Source organism: Serratia bockelmannii (assembly GCF_051803255.1).
GTDB classification, from domain to species: Bacteria; Pseudomonadota; Gammaproteobacteria; order Enterobacterales; family Enterobacteriaceae; genus Serratia; species Serratia bockelmannii.
The window spans coordinates 4,639,076-4,654,425 of the sequence record NZ_CP196512.1 but is presented as its reverse complement, the minus strand read 5'-3'; the positions used below and the strand labels follow the sequence as shown (position 1 = coordinate 4,654,425).

General features: G+C 60.0%; 18 protein-coding genes. 13 read left to right on the top strand and 5 right to left on the bottom strand.

Translation table 11 applies throughout. The features are described from left to right. Nucleotides 1-163: 163 nt before the first annotated feature. Nucleotides 164-1,105 (bottom strand): uridine-preferring nucleoside hydrolase UriH, encoded by a 942-nt coding sequence (uriH, locus tag ACSJLU_RS22190; RefSeq protein WP_025304397.1) that lies wholly within the window; start codon nt 1,103-1,105, stop codon nt 164-166. Between the two features lie 207 nt (nt 1,106-1,312). Here uriH and ACSJLU_RS22185 point away from each other — a divergent pair, with 207 nt between their 5' ends. Beyond that, on the top strand, nt 1,313-1,588 hold the full coding sequence (locus ACSJLU_RS22185) for a zinc ribbon domain-containing protein (protein ID WP_025304396.1): 276 nt from the start codon (nt 1,313-1,315) through the stop codon (nt 1,586-1,588). Further along, the gene (locus tag ACSJLU_RS22180) at nt 1,585-1,929 is read left to right on the top strand and encodes a hypothetical protein (RefSeq protein ID WP_342096551.1); all 345 of its coding nucleotides are present in this window, start codon (nt 1,585-1,587) and stop codon (nt 1,927-1,929) included. Before ACSJLU_RS22185 ends, ACSJLU_RS22180 begins: the two co-directional genes overlap by 4 nt. On the opposite strand, the gene aaeR is transcribed toward ACSJLU_RS22180, so the two are convergent. Beyond that, nucleotides 1,920-2,831, bottom strand: coding sequence for an HTH-type transcriptional activator AaeR (gene aaeR / locus ACSJLU_RS22175; RefSeq protein WP_025304394.1), 912 nt, complete (start codon nt 2,829-2,831; stop codon nt 1,920-1,922). The two genes, ACSJLU_RS22180 and aaeR, sit on opposite strands and share 10 nt — an antisense overlap. A 314-nt stretch (nt 2,832-3,145) precedes the next feature. Between aaeR and aaeX the strand changes: the two genes are divergently transcribed. The 5 genes from aaeX to ACSJLU_RS22150 all read left to right on the top strand — a co-directional run bounded on the left by aaeX (nt 3,146) and on the right by ACSJLU_RS22150 (nt 7,312). Then, nucleotides 3,146-3,349, top strand: coding sequence for a p-hydroxybenzoic acid efflux pump operon protein AaeX (gene aaeX, locus ACSJLU_RS22170; RefSeq protein ID WP_004936952.1), 204 nt, complete (start codon nt 3,146-3,148; stop codon nt 3,347-3,349). A gap of 7 nt (nt 3,350-3,356) precedes the next feature. Beyond that, complete coding sequence (gene aaeA / locus ACSJLU_RS22165; RefSeq protein WP_033644462.1) at nt 3,357-4,292, top strand: p-hydroxybenzoic acid efflux pump subunit AaeA; 936 nt, start codon at nt 3,357-3,359, stop codon at nt 4,290-4,292. Next, nucleotides 4,292-6,259 (top strand): p-hydroxybenzoic acid efflux pump subunit AaeB, encoded by a 1,968-nt coding sequence (aaeB, locus tag ACSJLU_RS22160; protein WP_342096552.1) that lies wholly within the window; start codon nt 4,292-4,294, stop codon nt 6,257-6,259. Before aaeA ends, aaeB begins: the two co-directional genes overlap by 1 nt. Before the next feature lie 280 nt (nt 6,260-6,539). Further along, nucleotides 6,540-7,007 (top strand): ribonuclease, encoded by a 468-nt coding sequence (locus ACSJLU_RS22155; protein WP_025304391.1) that lies wholly within the window; start codon nt 6,540-6,542, stop codon nt 7,005-7,007. Nucleotides 7,008-7,012: 5 nt separating this feature from the next. Then, nucleotides 7,013-7,312: a barstar family protein gene (locus ACSJLU_RS22150; protein ID WP_004936963.1), complete on the top strand. Its 300-nt coding sequence runs from the start codon at nt 7,013-7,015 to the stop codon at nt 7,310-7,312. 30 nt (nt 7,313-7,342) lie between these two features. Here ACSJLU_RS22150 and yjgA read toward each other — a convergent pair whose 3' ends face one another. Then, a complete protein-coding gene (yjgA, locus tag ACSJLU_RS22145; protein WP_004936968.1) occupies nt 7,343-7,891 on the bottom strand; it encodes a ribosome biogenesis factor YjgA in 549 nt (182 codons plus the stop codon). 179 nt (nt 7,892-8,070) lie between these two features. On the opposite strand from yjgA, the gene pmbA reads away from it, so the two are divergent. Beyond that, nucleotides 8,071-9,411 carry a metalloprotease PmbA gene (gene pmbA, locus ACSJLU_RS22140; RefSeq protein ID WP_151428194.1) on the top strand — a complete coding sequence of 447 codons (1,341 nt, stop codon included), beginning with the start codon at nt 8,071-8,073 and terminating at the stop codon, nt 9,409-9,411. Between the two features lie 138 nt (nt 9,412-9,549). Beyond that, nucleotides 9,550-9,936 (top strand): cytochrome b562, encoded by a 387-nt coding sequence (gene cybC / locus ACSJLU_RS22135; RefSeq protein ID WP_016930224.1) that lies wholly within the window; start codon nt 9,550-9,552, stop codon nt 9,934-9,936. A gap of 4 nt (nt 9,937-9,940) precedes the next feature. Here the strand turns inward: cybC and ACSJLU_RS22130 are convergent, their stop codons facing one another. Then, entirely contained in the window at nt 9,941-10,723 is a 783-nt protein-coding gene (locus ACSJLU_RS22130; protein ID WP_025304388.1) for an AraC family transcriptional regulator, read from the bottom strand. 283 nt (nt 10,724-11,006) lie between these two features. Between ACSJLU_RS22130 and ACSJLU_RS22125 the strand changes: the two genes are divergently transcribed. The 3 genes from ACSJLU_RS22125 to ACSJLU_RS22115 are packed head-to-tail and all read left to right on the top strand — an operon-like array spanning nt 11,007 to nt 14,120. After that, nucleotides 11,007-12,461, top strand: a complete 1,455-nt coding sequence (locus ACSJLU_RS22125; RefSeq protein WP_025304387.1) for an FAD/NAD(P)-binding protein — start codon at nt 11,007-11,009, stop codon at nt 12,459-12,461. After that, nucleotides 12,458-13,339 carry a formyltransferase family protein gene (locus ACSJLU_RS22120; protein WP_043141942.1) on the top strand — a complete coding sequence of 294 codons (882 nt, stop codon included), beginning with the start codon at nt 12,458-12,460 and terminating at the stop codon, nt 13,337-13,339. Before ACSJLU_RS22125 ends, ACSJLU_RS22120 begins: the two co-directional genes overlap by 4 nt. Next, nucleotides 13,332-14,120 carry a sulfite exporter TauE/SafE family protein gene (locus tag ACSJLU_RS22115; RefSeq protein WP_151428195.1) on the top strand — a complete coding sequence of 263 codons (789 nt, stop codon included), beginning with the start codon at nt 13,332-13,334 and terminating at the stop codon, nt 14,118-14,120. The genes ACSJLU_RS22120 and ACSJLU_RS22115 overlap by 8 nt, the downstream gene beginning before the upstream one ends. Before the next feature lie 37 nt (nt 14,121-14,157). Here the strand turns inward: ACSJLU_RS22115 and rnk are convergent, their stop codons facing one another. Beyond that, a complete protein-coding gene (gene rnk / locus ACSJLU_RS22110; protein WP_004936993.1) occupies nt 14,158-14,568 on the bottom strand; it encodes a nucleoside diphosphate kinase regulator in 411 nt (136 codons plus the stop codon). Nucleotides 14,569-14,991: 423 nt separating this feature from the next. Between rnk and ACSJLU_RS22105 the strand changes: the two genes are divergently transcribed. Next, nucleotides 14,992-15,339, top strand: a complete 348-nt coding sequence (locus ACSJLU_RS22105) for a glycine dehydrogenase (protein WP_025304384.1) — start codon at nt 14,992-14,994, stop codon at nt 15,337-15,339. Nucleotides 15,340-15,350 lie beyond the last annotated feature (11 nt).

Here is a 15,350-nt window from a genome sequence, read left to right as displayed (position 1 = left end):
CTTGTCTTTATCTGTTTTTTTAAATTTTCATGAAATGATTTATTATTAGGATTGTTATGCTGCATTGGAAATAAAAGCAGTTATGACTTGAGCCTCCCCGTTGCCGCGGCAGAATACAGACTAACGCGCCTGCCCAAGCGCGTTAGTCTCGTCTCTTGTGCGCTTACTCCACGTCGCCGATCCGTTCCAGCGCATCCACCACCAGATCCCAGAATTTATCCTGATCCAGTTTGACCGCGACCTGGGTGTGGCAGTCCGGCGGCGGCGGCGCGCGGAAGTCCGCGACCGTCATGCCCAACGTCAGGGTGCCGGTCAACTCGATATCCACCGGCGCTTTGCGCACCGACATGACGCTCGGATCGATCACATAGGCCACCGCGCAAGGATCGTGCACCGGCGGGGCACTGAAGCCCTGCGCCTGCCGGTACATACGGCCAAAGAATGCCAGCAGTTCGCCGACGAAGGCGGCCGGCCGGGTGCCGAGGGCGGCGATGCGTTCGCAGACTGCCGGCGTGGCCAAAGCCTGGTGAGTGAGATCCAGCCCGACCATGGTCAGCGGCCATTTTTCGTTAAATACAATGTGCGCCGCTTCGGGATCGATTTTGATATTGAACTCCGCCACCGCGCTCCAGTTGCCCACATGGTAGCCGCCGCCCATCAGCACCACTTCCTTGACCCGCTCGGCAATGCGCGGCTCTTTACGCACCGCCATGGCGATATTGGTCAGGCCGCCGGTAGGCACCAGCGTCACGCTGCCGGGCGGGTGGGCCATCACGGTCTCGATGATCAGATCCACCGCGTGGCGCGAGTCCAGCTGCAGGTGGGGTTCCGGCAGCACCGGGCCATCGAGGCCGGAATCGCCGTGAATGTCGGGCGCCACTTCGATATTGCGCACCAGCGGGCGCGGGCAGCCGGCGGCGAAGGGTACGCCGGTGATATTGGCGATGCGGGCCACCGCCAGCGCGTTGCGCGTCACTTTGTCCAGCGTTTGGTTACCCACCACGGTGGTGACCGCCAGTAGGTCGATCTGCGGATTGCCCCAGGCCAGCAACAGGGCGATGGCGTCGTCATGCCCCGGGTCACAGTCCAGTATGATTTTTTTCATGGTTATTCCTGATGCAGGGAGAGGTTTCCGCAGCATAACGCAGCGCGGTGGCGTGGGATAATGCCGATGGTGCTTTTGTTAACGGCATCAAAGCCTTGCCACTTTTACGATGTAATGAAACGTAAATCCTTCTCGTCGGGCTTTACCCTGGAGTTTACTCCAGGGTTTACAGTGAGGTTCAGCGTCAATGCACAGAGGAGAGGCGGGATGAGCTTACTGAAACGGTTGTTGGGGCAAGGCGGTATTAACGGCGGTCATCTGCGTGCGAGCCACGGCGGTGGGCATCATGGCAACCGCTATAACCAGCATGGCGAGCCGGGGCCGCAGTGTCCGGAATGCCGGGCCGTGAATAAATCGGGCGCCCGTTATTGCCACCGCTGCGGTCAGCCGTTTGCCGCGGCGAGCGCCACCTGCGGACAGTGCGCCGCGCCGCTGCCGCCGGGGAGCCGCTTTTGTCCGCAGTGCGGCGGCGGTGTGCCGTGAACCGGGGCGGTTGGACACTCGCGCTGCTGCTGGGTGCCATGGTGCTGTGGACGCTGCTGGCCTGGGGCGTCGCCGGGGGGCTGGCCTGGCTCCCGACGTTGGCGGAGGCAGCCGGGAAAGCATCGTTGCCGGTGAACGGTGCGCTGAGCCTGGTGCCGCAGGCGGTGTTGGACGTCTGGCTACCGTGGCTGAAACAGCTGGCCAGCGGGCTGGCGAGCTATTTTCCTCTGCTGCTGACCTGGGCGGGCTACGCCGTCTGGCTGTTGTGGGGCCTCGGTATGTTGGCGCTGACGCTGCTGGGTGCGCTGGCGCACCGTTATTTGAGCACGGCTCAGCGATAGCCCTGATAGACTGCCGCGACGCGTTCGAAATAGTCGGTTAAATAATTGATGCACACCTGCACCTTCAGCGGCAATTTGTCCTTCTCGGTATAGAGCGCGTAGATCGGCCGCGGATCCGAATGGTAGCTTTTGAACAGGATCTCAATTTCGCCGCGTTTGATCTCTTCGATCACCCACATCAGCGGAGCGTAGGCGATGCCGGCGCCGTTTTTCAGCCAACGGATCATGGTGGAAGAGTCGTTGGTGACGAAGCGCCCCTGCGGGGAAATGCGCGTGGTGATGCCTTCCGGCGACATCAGTTCGAATTCGCTGTCGGGCCGCACGCTGTACTCCAGCCAGGAGAAGTTGACCATGTCGCTCGGCTTCTGCGGCGTGCCGTGTTGGCTCAGGTAGCTTTTGGCGGCGCACACCACCATCGGCATCTGCCCCAGGCGGCGGGAGAACAGGCTGGAGTCCTGCAGCGCCCCGGTGCGGATCACCAGATCCAGCCCGTCGGTGATCAGATCCGGCGCCGGAATGCCGGTCACCAGGTTGACCGTCAGACCCGGGTACTCTTTCATCATCTCGGCGGTCATGTTCGCCAGCACGTTTTGCGCCATGGTGGATGAGCTGCCGATGCGCAGCGTACCGGCGGGCGTATTGTTAAACGCGTACAGCTGCTCATGCACTTCGCTGACTTCCTGCAGCATGCGTCGGCAGCCCTGATAGTAGATTTTGCCGGCCTCAGTCAGGCCGATGCTGCGCGTGCTGCGGTTCAACAGCTTGACCTGCAGCTCATTTTCCAGTTTCGAGACGGTTTGGCTGATCGATGAAACGCTCATGCCGAGTTGGCGCGCGGCCGCGGTAAACGACCCGAACTCAACCACTTTGGCGAATACCGACATCCGTTTTAATCTTTCCATTATTCACTCTGGCTTAAAAGTGATTTAGATCACAGATTGTTGATGCCTTGATAGTAAGCAGGCTAATATAACGTGGTCGGGTGAATAGACCTTACCAACGTGCGAGAGCGATCGGCGACGTAATCCTGCCGCTCCTCCGGCACCCTCGCAATCCCTGTCGTGGACGTCTGCCCCAAAGTTTAACCTTTTTTCGGGTTCGTGACCTGGACAAGCTGTCTGGTCAAGATTTGTGGCGCGCGCACGCTAAAATGTAAAGAGAATGTGAATGGCGAGATGTGTCTTTCCCCGGCGCAGTGAACAATAAGGAAAAAGTGATGAGTTTGCTTCCGGTTATGGTCATCTTCGGACTGTCGTTTCCGCCGGTGTTTTTCGAGCTGCTGGTGTCGCTGGCGCTGTTTTTTCTCTTGCGCCGCCTGCTGCAGCCGACGGGGATTTACGATTTTGTCTGGCATCCGGCGCTGTTTAATACCGCGCTGTATTGCTGCTTGTTTTATCTGATTTCGTGTCTTTTTGTTTGAGGTCGCTGTGAAAAATTTTTCGATAAAAATAACCCGAATCGCGATCACTTTGATTCTTGTGCTGCTGGGCATTGCCGCGGTATTCAAGGCCTGGGTGTTCTACACCGAGTCGCCGTGGACGCGTGATGCCAAGTTCACCGCCGACGTGGTGGCGATCGCGCCGGACGTCAGCGGCCTGCTGACCGACGTGCCGGTGGTGGACAACCAGCTGGTGAAGAAAGGTCAGGTGCTGTTCGTGGTCGATCGGCCGCGTTATGAGCAGGCCTTGGCGGAAGCCGGCGCCGACGTCGCCTACTATCAGACGTTGGCGGCGGAGAAACGGCGTGAGGCCGGCCGCCGCGTGAAGTTGGGCGTGCAGGCGATGTCGCAGGAAGAGATTGACCAGTCGAACAACTCGCTGCAGACCGTGCAGCACCAGCTGGCGAAGGCCATTGCGGCGCGCGAGCTGGCGCAGCTGGATCTGGAGCGCACCACGGTGCGCGCCCCGGCCGATGGCTGGATCACCAACCTCAACGTACACGCCGGTGAATACATCACCCGTGGGTCGGTGGCGGTGGCGCTGGTGAAGAAAGATTCCTTCTACATCCTGGCGTACCTGGAAGAGACCAAGCTGAACGGCCTGAATAAGGGCGATCGCGCGGAGATCACTCCGCTCGGCAGTAACCGCATCATGCACGGCACCGTCGACAGCGTGGCGGCGGCGGTGAACAACAGCAGCAGCACGGTGAACAACAAAGGGTTGGCCTCGATCGACAGCAACCTGGAGTGGGTGCGCCTGGCCCAGCGCGTGCCGGTAAAGATCCTGCTGGACGCCAAGGACCAACAGCATCCGTACCCGGCCGGCACCACCGCCACCGTGGTGATCGTTGGCAAAAACGATCGCAATGCCGACAGCGGCTCACCTTTTGTGCGCCTGATGCACCGGCTGCGTGAGTTCGGCTAATGAGCAGCCCAACCTTTATCCGGCTGAGATTCGCCTTCAAACTCAGCTTCGCGATTGTGTTTGCGCTGTTCGTCGGCTTCCATCTCAATCTGGAAACCCCGCGCTGGTCGGCGATGACCGCCGCCATCGTCGCCGCCGGCCCGGCCTTTGCCGCCGGCGGTGAACCCTTCTCCGGCGCCATCCGCCACCGCGGCTGGCTGCGTATCATCGGCACCTTTATCGGCTGCTTCGTCGGCTTGATCATTATCATCACCACCGCCCGCGCGCCGGTGGTGATGCTGCTGCTGTGCTGCATCTGGGCCGGTTTCTGCACCTGGCTTTCTTCACTCATCAAGGTGGAGAACTCCTATGCCTGGGGGCTGGCCGGATATACCGCGCTGATCATCATCGTGACGGTCGCTACCAGCGAGTCTCATCTGCTGGAAGCGCCGCAGTTCGCCATCGAGCGTTGCAGCGAGATCGTGCTGGGGATCGTCAGCGCCGTGTTGGCGGATCTGCTGTTCTCGCCGCGTTCGATCAAACAGGACATCGATCGGGCGGTGGATCAGCTGCTGGTGGCTCAATACCGCCTGATGCAGATGTGCATCAGCAACGCCGACAAAGAAGACATTGATCGCGCCTGGAGCAATCTGGTCAAGAGCACCACGGCCCTGGACGGCATGCGCAACAACCTGATGATGGAGTCCTCGCGCTGGCAGAAGGTCAATCGACGGGTGAAGGCGCTGCATACACTGTCGCTGACGCTGATCACCCAGGCCTGCGAAACCTATCTGATCTTGTTGAATCACCCGGAGGCACTGAAAGACAGCCTGCGGGAGCAACTGATGGTCCCGGCGGAAACCCCGCAGGAGATCCACAAGCGCATGAAGCTGTTGCGCCAGGTGCTGACCACGCATCGTTCCGAGGAAACGCTGCCGACCATCACCGGCTGGGTCGGCGCGGCGACGCGCTACCTGTTGCTGTCGAAAGGCGTGCACGCCAACTGCAGCATCAGCGCGGTGGAAGAGGGAGTGTTGAGCAACGAAACCGTGGTCAAACCGACTTCGGCGGAAGGGCATCACGCGATGATCAACGGCTTGCGTACCTTTGTGGCGACGGCCTTCGGCAGCCTGCTGTGGCTGTGGACCGGCTGGACGTCCGGCAGCGGTTTTATGGTGATCATCGCGGTGATCACCTCGCTGGCGATGCGCACCCCGGCGCCGCGCATGGTGGCGATGGATTTCGTGCTGGGCATGCTGGCGGCGATCCCGGTCGGTTCCCTGTTCTTCATGGTGATCCTGCCGGCGACCCAGCAGAGCATTTTGCTGCTGTGTCTCAGCCTCGGCCTGCTGGCGTTTTTCATCGGCATCGAGGTGCAGAAGCGGCGGCTCGGTTCGCTGGGGCTGCTGGCGGGGACCATCAACATTCTGGTGCTGAGCAACCCGATGGAGTTCAACGTGACCCAGTTTCTCGATGGGGCGCTGGGCCAGTTCCTCGGCAGCTGCGTTGGGCTGATGGTGCTGCTGCTGATCCGCGATAATTCGCGCGAACGCACCGGCCGCACGTTGCTCAACCAGTTCGTCAGCAGCGCGGTGTCGGCGCTGACCACCAAGGCGGCGCGCCGTCGGCAAAACCACCTGCCTGCGCTGTATCAGCAGCTTAATCAGCTGCTGATGATGTTCCCGAACGACATCGCCAAGTATCGTCTGGCGCTGAACCTGATCATCGCCCACCAGCGCATGCAGCGAGCGGAAATTCCGGCCAGCGAAGAGCTGTCGGCCTTCCACCGCCAGATCCGCAGCACCGCCGATCGGGTGGTCTCCGCCAAGAACGACGTCAAGCGCGCCTATTACTACGATCGCTTGCTGGGTGAGATGAATGAGTACCAGCAGAAGCTGGTCGACAATCAGGCACCGCTCATCGTCACCGGGCCCGTGAAACGCCTGGCCGATATGCTGCATCGCTATCGTCACGCCTTGATCGATTGATGCGTTCCCTCCTGTTGCGCCGCGTTGTGCGGCGCCTTCCCTGACTATACTGAAAGCAGTGCCCGATCTGGCGGGCCGTCTCATAAGAGGCGGCCCGTTTTCAGAGAGACTCCGAGTGCCAGAACGGCTGGAAAGTGGCATCATTGTCATGAATGGATGAAACGCTTACCGCCGCGAAAACGTGACGTGCCGGTCATCTTAGTTTCATCCAGGTCGACTATATACCTAACTAGCCTGGGGGAGCTGCGGCGCCTTCGGCGGCATAATTTCAGGGAATGTCATGAACAAGCGGATTCTGTTGGCGATTGTCATCGCCGTGGTCATCGCCGTCTTCAGCGCGCTGCGCGGCAACGAGCACCGTGCGATCGACGGCAATCCGGCGAGGGTGCCGGCACCGGCGGGCCAGCAGCAGAGCATCGACCGGCTCACGCAGCAGCAAACGGTGGTGAGCTACCTGCAGCAGCATCAGCGGCTGCCGGACTATTACGTCACCAAGAAGCAGGCGCGCGAGCAGGGCTGGGATCCGCGTTCAGGCAACCTCTGTGCAGTATTGCCGGGCAAGGCGATTGGCGGCGATCGATTCTCTAACCGTGAAGGGCAACTGCCGAGCGCCGGCGGCCGGGTCTGGCGCGAAGCGGACATCAATTACCAGTGTGGCCGGCGCGGCGCCGATCGCCTGTTGTATTCGAGCGACGGTCTGATCTTCGTCACGCGCGACCATTACAAAAACTTCATTCGTGTGGAGTGAGTTTGATGGCAAAAGTAGAGTTTGATTTTGAGCAGATCCAGGACGTGCCAACCTTCTACCGCGATTTCGCGCACAAGTTTGCGCTGGACGAGGGGTTTGGCGCCAACCTCGACGCGCTGTGGGACGTGGTGACCGGCGATATCGGTCTGCCGGTGGAAATCGAGTTCACCCACCTCAATGCCCGCAGCAAGCGTCGTTTCGGCGCAATCATTCTGCTGTTTGAAGAAGCGGAAGAAGAGCTGGAAGGCAGCCTGCGCTTCAATATCCGCGAAAGCAGCGGCGAACCGGCGCATCACCGGGGATGAAACGGGTTCATCCCGGGACGGCGGCGGCGCTTAGTCAGCCGCTTCGGCCAGCTCGCGCAGGTATTGGAAGATCTGGCGGTAAGCCTTAGGCGGCTTGTTGGCGGCCTTCTCTTTCTGCGCGTTGCGCACCAGTGAACGCAGCTGTTGACGATCGGCTGCTGGATACAGATCCAGGATCGACGGAATGACGTCATCGCCTTCTTCCACCAGGCGGTCGCGCAGCGCTTCCAGCTTATGGAACAGCGAAACCTGCTGGTTGTGGCGGTTTTTCAGCTTGTCGAGCGCGGTCTGGATCGGCTCGATATCGCGGGCGCGCAGCATCTTGCCGATCAGCTGCAGCTGACGGCGACGGCCTTCTTTCTTGATCTTCTGCGCCAGCTCGATGGCGGCGCGCAAATCTTCATCCAACGGAATGCGATCCAGCGCGTTTTTGCCCAGATCGACCATTTCGGCCCCCAGGTCTTTCAGCGCTTCGGCATCACGTTTAATTTCACTTTTACTGACCCAGATAATCTCGTCATCGTCCTCGTTTTCATTCTCCGGGACATCGTCGAGCCAGTCTTCAGGCTGTTTGTTCATGGTAGGCTCCGTTAAAAAGAGGCTAATCCTAACAGGTTGCCGGCTTTATGCGAAATTCAACGCGGTTCCTGTTAGACTCAACGGCAGAGCTCTCAGGATTTTTGCGCGCCGCTCCGCGTGCACAACTACGCCGCTCCGGCACTTTTCTCAACGATTTTCTGATTAATTATGGCAGATTGATGAAAGTAGTCACTCAAGTTGCAGAACAGCGCAAGGCGCTGGAACAGGCCGTTTCTCAGGCGCTGGAGCTGGCCCGCGCCGGTTCCGACGCGGCGGAAGTGGCGGTCACCAAATCGACCGGCATCAGCGTCAGCACCCGCTTCGGCGAAGTGGAAAACGTCGAGTTCAACAGCGATGGCGCGCTGGGCATCACCGTGTATCACCGCCAGCGCAAAGGCAGCGCCTCTTCCACCGATCTCAGCCCGGACGCCATCGCCCGCACCGTACAGGCTGCGCTGGACATCGCGCGCTACACCTCTGAAGATCCCTGCGCCGGCCCGGCGGAGAAAGATCTGCTGGCGTTCGAGGCGCCGGATCTCGATCTGTTCCACCCGACCGAGCTGGACGCCGAGCGCGGCATCGAGCTGGCGGCGCGCGCCGAGCAGGCTTCGCTGGCGGCGGACAAACGCATTACCAATACCGAAGGCGGCAGCTTCAACAGCCACTACGGCATCAAGGTGTTCGGCAACAGCCACGGCATGCTGCAAAGCTACTGTTCCAGCCGCCACTCGCTGTCCAGCTGCGTCATTGCGGAGCAGGACGGCGATATGGAGCGGGATTACGCTTACACCATCGGCCGTGCGATGGGCGATCTGCACAGCCCCGAGTGGGTGGGGCAGGAGTGCGCCCGCCGCACGCTGGCACGTCTTGCGCCGCACAAACTGTCGACCATGAAGGCGCCGGTGCTGTTCGCCTCCGAAGTGGCCACCGGGCTTTTCGGCCATCTGGTGGGCGCCATCAGTGGCAGCAGCGTCTACCGTAAATCCACTTTCCTGCTGGACTCGCTCGGCAAACAGATCCTGCCGGAATGGTTGACCGTCGAGGAGCATCCGCACCTGCTGAAAGGGCTGGCGTCAACGCCGTTCGACAGCGAGGGCGTGCGCACCCAGCGGCGCGATATCATCAAGGACGGCGTGCTGCAGACCTGGTTGATGACCAGCTACTCGGCGCGCAAGCTGGGCCTGCACAGCACCGGCCATGCCGGCGGCATCCATAACTGGCGCATTGCCGGGCAGGGCGCGGACTTCGCCGGCATGTTGAAACAGCTTGGCACCGGCCTGGTGGTCACCGAGTTGATGGGCCAGGGCGTCAGCGGCGTCACCGGCGATTACTCGCGCGGCGCCGCCGGTTTCTGGGTGGAAAATGGTGAGATCCAGTACCCGGTTAGCGAGATCACCATTGCCGGCAACCTGAAAGACATGCTGCGCAACATCGTCAGCGTCGGCAGCGATATCGAAACCCGCAGCAATATCCAGTGCGGTTCGGTGCTGCTGCCGGAAATGAAGATCGCCGGTCAGTGATCCTCTGCGCGGCCGGCGCCCGCCGGTCGCGCGTTATCCCGTCTCAACCTTGCTTACAAATCTCCGGTTTCGGTTTTGCCCGGCCTTGCCTATGGTAACGGTGGGTTAATTAAAACAATAACTGGAAGGTGAGCAAACATGCAGAATACCCTGAAAGCGCTGGCGGCGTTGACGCTGCTGGCAGCCAGTTCGCTGGCGGTCGCTGCCGATCTGGGCGACGATATGGACACCCTGGCGGAAAACTATAAAACGGTGCTGAATACCGATTCCGCCGCTACCCTCACACAGAGCCTGCAAAACATGCGCGCCGCCGCGCAGGATGCCAAACAGGGCACTCCGCCGAAGCTGGAAGACAAAGCCGCCGACAGCCCGGAGATGAAAGATTTCCGCAGCGGGTTGGATACCCTGATCGGCCAGATCGATCAGGCGCTGGCCCTGGCCAATCAGGGCAAAGTCGCCGAAGCGAAGCAGCTGGCGCAGGGCTTCAAGCAAACCCGCGACGCCAACCACAAGAAATTCCGCTAATCCGTCAACCGTCGCGCCCGTCTTCCGTCAAATAGGAGGAGGGCGCCTGCCCGAGCACGCGGCGAAACATGGTTGAAAACGCCGCGCTGCTGTCATATCCCATTTCCATCGCCACCTGCGTTACGCTGCGCCCTTCGGCCAGCAGCGCCAACGCCAGTACCACGCAGGCGCGCTGGCGCCATTGCGAAAACGGCAGGCCGGTCTGCGCGCGAAAGAAGCGGCTGAAGGTGCGAATGCTCATGTACAGACGAGGCGCCCACCGCTGCGCGGAGTCGTGGGCGTCGGGGTGCTGCAAAAAGGCGCGGCACAGCTCGCCTAACCGAGGATCGGCGGGCAGCGGGATGTGCAACGGCAAGGGCTGCAGCCTGGCCAGCTCATGCAGCAGCAGTGTTGCCAGCGCTCCGTCGCGCCCCTCTTGTTCATACTCCAGCGGCATATCCACCGCCGCCATCAACAGCTGGCGCATCAGCGGAGTGACGCTGACCACCTGGCATACCTGCGGCCGTTCGGCGGGCAACGCGCCGGGTTCGAGGTATAGGCTGCGGGTGGTGACGCCGACCATCCTCACCGCGTGCGGCATCTGCGGCGGCAGCCATACCGCGTGCTGCGGCGGGACGACCCAATTGCCTTGCTGCGTGAAAACGTGCATGACGCCGGTGGCGCCGTACAGCAACTGCGCGCGCCGGTGGCTGTGCATCGGCAGCAGGTGTCCCGGCGGATAATCGGTGCCGATGGCGATCACCGCGCGCGTTACGTGGTCGATGTCATCAATGCGGACGTTGCGCATGTGTTTCCTTTGGCGGGCAGATTGGCCGAAACGCAATGATAGTTGGCCTTTCATATAAAGCAAGCCAGCGGTCGCCGCCCTACTATCGGGGCAGAAAAATAATGCTTGTTCGCGGTGCCGTTATTTTATCGGCCATAAAGCCCGTGCAAGATTTCACACCGGGGTGGGACGAAGGTTTTCGTTCTCGCAATACAAGAAGTTAATAAGGAATAAAGCGTCATTTTATTCCAACACCTGAAGCAATAGTTCTTAGCGCAGTTCAATGACTATAAGGTGATATTTCATGTATAAGTTCGGTGTGGTTGGCGGCGGAGCCGCCGGGATCGCTTTTGCGTATAACTTTATAAAAAATAAGTCGGTTAATCATTGCAAAAGGCCGCTTTCCCTGACGGTGTTCGACAAGCAGGGCTTCAAGGGCGGAATGGCATACAGCAGCGATTTTGACAGCCATATATTAAATATGACGCCGGAAAATATGTCGGCGGATATTTTCGACGACACGCACTTCGTTGATTGGATCGCCATGCATTTCCCGCAGTTTTGCCAGGATCGTTATCCGCCGCGCTGGCTGTATCGGGAATATCTCGATTTTATTCGCGACATGACGATTTATATGGCGGCGGACAGTAACGTCGCGCTGAATTTCGTGACCGCCGAAGTAAATGCCATCGCGCCGCTCGAAGCCGGCTACCGGCTGACCACCACCTGTGGCAGCGCCGAACAGATGAATGCGCTGGTGCTGTGTTCGGGGCACAACCCGCCGGAATGTCTCTATCCGGTGGATGGCGTGATCGCTTATCAGGCCCACCAGGATCTGCCGCCGATCAACCCTTATTCGAGCATTGGCGTGATCGGCTGCAGCCTGACGGCGATTGACGCCATCGTTGAGCTGATGGAGCGCCTGGGGGCGACCGACATCTGTGCCCTGTCGCGTTCGGGCCTGTTCCCCAGCGTGCAGCCGGCGCTGATGCGTCCGCCGCCGGAAGCGTTTGTTGAGGCGCTGCGGCGCTTTGTCGCCGGCCGCGATTTTATTGACGCGCATCAGCTGGTACATGCGATCAATGCCGCGCTGGCGCGCCACTATCCGGGGCCGGAGCGGCTGACGGTGCTCTCGGCGCTGGGGGAAAGGCGCGATTGCTATCGCGATCTGGCAGACAGTCTCGATCGCGCGCGTTTTGCCCGGGAGCATATCTGCAGCTATCTGGCGGCGATCCACCCGGCGGTGTGCGCCGCCTGGGTCAAGATGGATGCCAACAACCGGCAGGTCTTCATGCGCTTTTACAACTCCTCCTGGATGCGCAATCGACATGCCATGCCGCTAAAGAACGCCAGCAAGATCGTGGCGGCGCTGGAGAGCCAACGCTTGCGTGCCTGCGGCGGCCTGGTGGATATCAGTAAGGGGGCGGACGGGTTTATCCTTCGTTGTCATGAGACGCGGGTGCATGCGCAGTATCTGTTCAACTGCACCACGCCTTCTTATCAACTGCCGCCCAACCGCCTGAGCCATCAGCTGCTGCAAGACGGGCTGGTGCAAGAGAACCTGTTCGGCGGCGTGAAGTGCAACCCGCACACGCTGAAAATCGCCGACCGACGCGGCCGTGAGCAGCATCTCTACTCGCTTGGCGCGCCCGCCAAGGGCGATCTGTTTTACACCTCGGCGATGGAATCCATCACGCGGGATATCAGCAAGATCGTGTTCAACAACCCTATTTTCAATGCAAAGAAGGCTGAAGTATGAAAAACGTAGCGCTCTTTGTCGGCAACGACATTTTCTCCTGGCTGGTGTGTCAGGATTTGATCGCCGCCCTGAGGGACGAGTGTACTTTTACGGTGTATTTTCCCCTGGCGAAAAGCGCCGGGCGCACGCAGGAGCCGGCGGTTCGCCGCCTGGGGCTGTATGAGCGCGAGGTGCTGAATGATTTCGTGTTCCCGTTCGTTGGCCGCAACGCCGCCGCCTGTGAGGGCGCCTATCAGCCGCCGGCTCTGTTCCTGGCCGCCGCCGGGGTCAAAGCGCATCGCGTTCTCGACATCAATGACGCCGCGTTTATCAGCAGCCTGGGCCATATGGACGGGGTGATCTCTTTACGCTGTTATCAGAAATTTTCCGCCGACTATGTGCGCGCCTTCAGCCGACGCGGCAAGCTGCTGTGGAACCTGCATCCGGGAGATTTGCCACGCTATCGCGGGGTGATGACGCTGTTCCGCGCGATGATGAACGGTGACAGGGACTGTGCGGTAACGCTGCATGAAATGGATGAGCACTGGGACGCCGGCCCGGTGATCGCCCGTCTGCCCGCCGAGCTGCGCCACGATCTGTCGTTCCTGGAAAACATGATGTTGCTGGGCGTACAAAGCGGCACCTTTTTGGCGCGCCAGCTGATGCGGGCGGAGCACAGCGAAGCGATAACGGCGGAAAAGCAGGGCGATTCGCGCTACTGGGGTTTCCCGGATGCGCAGACGCTGGCGCAGGCGGAACAGGCGGGCATTGAGCTGGTGGACCATGACGCCGTGCGTGAGCAGTATCTGGGGCTGTTCGTCGGCGATCGCTTCCACCCGCTGGCGGGGCAGTTCTGCGCCGGGTTCGACGACTTCGTGCGGGCGCACGGCCATGATTGAAACGTTGATTGTACTGGGGGCCGGTTTTCTGACCGGCATCACCACCATTCTGTTCGGCTTCGGCGGCGGCTTTGTAGTGGTGCCTTTCGTCTATCACTTGATCTCTGTGTCGGGCGAGCAGCCCGGCCAGGCGATGCATATCGCGGTGGCAACCTCGACGGCGGTGATGATCCTCAACGCGAGTTACGCGACGCTGACCAACTGGCGCAGCGGCAACCTGCTGCGCGAAACCATCGTGCCGCTGATCTTTTTCATCGGCATCGGCGCTGCGCTGGGCGCGTTTGCCTCCTCGCTGCTGGCGGACGGCGTGATCCGCGTGCTGTTCGTGGCCTATATGGCGGTGACCATCGCCGACTGTCTGTTCCGCCGGGGGTTCCTGACCAAACCGGCACGCGCTGAACTTTCCCCTGCCACGCTGTGGGGCGGCGGGCCGCTGATCGGCGGCATCGCCACGCTGCTGGGGGTGGGCGGCAGCGTGATGACGGTGCCGCTGCTGCGCCGCCACGGCTACGACATGAAATATTGCGTCAGCGCCGCCAACCCGCTGTCGATCCCGGTGGCGGTGATCGGGGCGCTGATGTATATCGTGTTGGGGTGGCACGAGATGAGCGGGCCGCAGTATCTGGGCTACGTCAATCTGAACATTCTGGGGTTGTTGGTGGTCGCGGGGATTGCGGGGATCGTGTTTGCCAGGCGCTGTTTGCCGAAGGTGAGCGATGCGCTGCATGCCAAAATCTACGTGCTGCTGCTGATCGCCGTGCTGATCGCTATCTGCCTCTGAGACAGAAAGGGCGGCCGGATGCCGCCCTGAAAACCGCTTAACGGTGGTATTCGCCCGCCGCTTCCGGCTGGTACAACAACTCCAGCACTTCAATCCGCGCTTCTTCACCGTTCGGCAATTGCCAGGAGATCTGCTTGCCGACGTGCATGCCAAGCAGCGCTGCGCCCAGCGGCGCCATCACCGACAGCTGATCGTGGCTGTCTTTCAGCGATGCCGGGTAAACCAGCGTGCGCACGTGCTCTTCATCGGTGTGCAGATCGCGAAAACGCACGCGGCTGTTCATGGTCACCACGTTGGCCGGCATTTTCTCCGGCGGCAGGATTTCCGCGCGATCCAATTCGTCGTTCAGCGCGGCGGCGACGTCGGTATTGGCAAAGGCCGGTTGTTCCAATAGCGCATCCAGGCGTTCCGCATCCAGCTCATTAATAGTAATGATGGGTTTGGTCATTCCACTCTCCAGTCAAATCAAAGGGCGCCAGTCTGTGCACCCATAAATTCGGAAAAACAACACAAAGCAACACCCCCGCGCCAGAGGAGCGGGGGTGTGGGTAATGTCGATTTGTCCTATTGATAGTAGGCGGTTGGGGCGAGAAAAGAAAGAGATCCCGATCACGAAGGCTTTTATCGTCAATCGAGGCAAAAAAAACCGTTAGCCGGGTTATGTAATTGTTATCTCATTCACTTTTTCGCCGCAGCGCCGTTTTGCGAAATGGATCTCCGCGCGTCATTCGATTTCCACTTCGAACTGGAAAAAACCGGTCTACACAGAAAATCCTACCGGGAGTAGGGTAAAGACATCACAGAAAGCGGGTTATTCAGGTGATGCGCTTTACGGCTTACTGATTAATGTGGGATCTAGGGGTACTGAAAAGTGAATGATGGATCTGCTTCGATAAAAGAAATTGAACAATCCGATGTCAGCGAAGCCGGGGCGATCACCGCTCGGGTGTTGGCGGATATTACCGCGATGCTGAATGCTGAAAATATTTATACCAATGCGGTGCAGCAACAGATGCTGGAATCGCATATTCGTGCCATGGTGCTGCGTTCAATAACCGGCGAGCCGTTGCCGGAGGTAGATAAATCATTGTTCGACGAAATCTCCGCCGAATCCATGCAAATGGCGGAGCGCGTGGTGGATCAGTTTGACACATTGCCTATCGAAGAAGCCTATTTATTGTCAGTGCACTTCGAAGTGGCGAAAGATAATAACGCATAGCGGTTAATGCA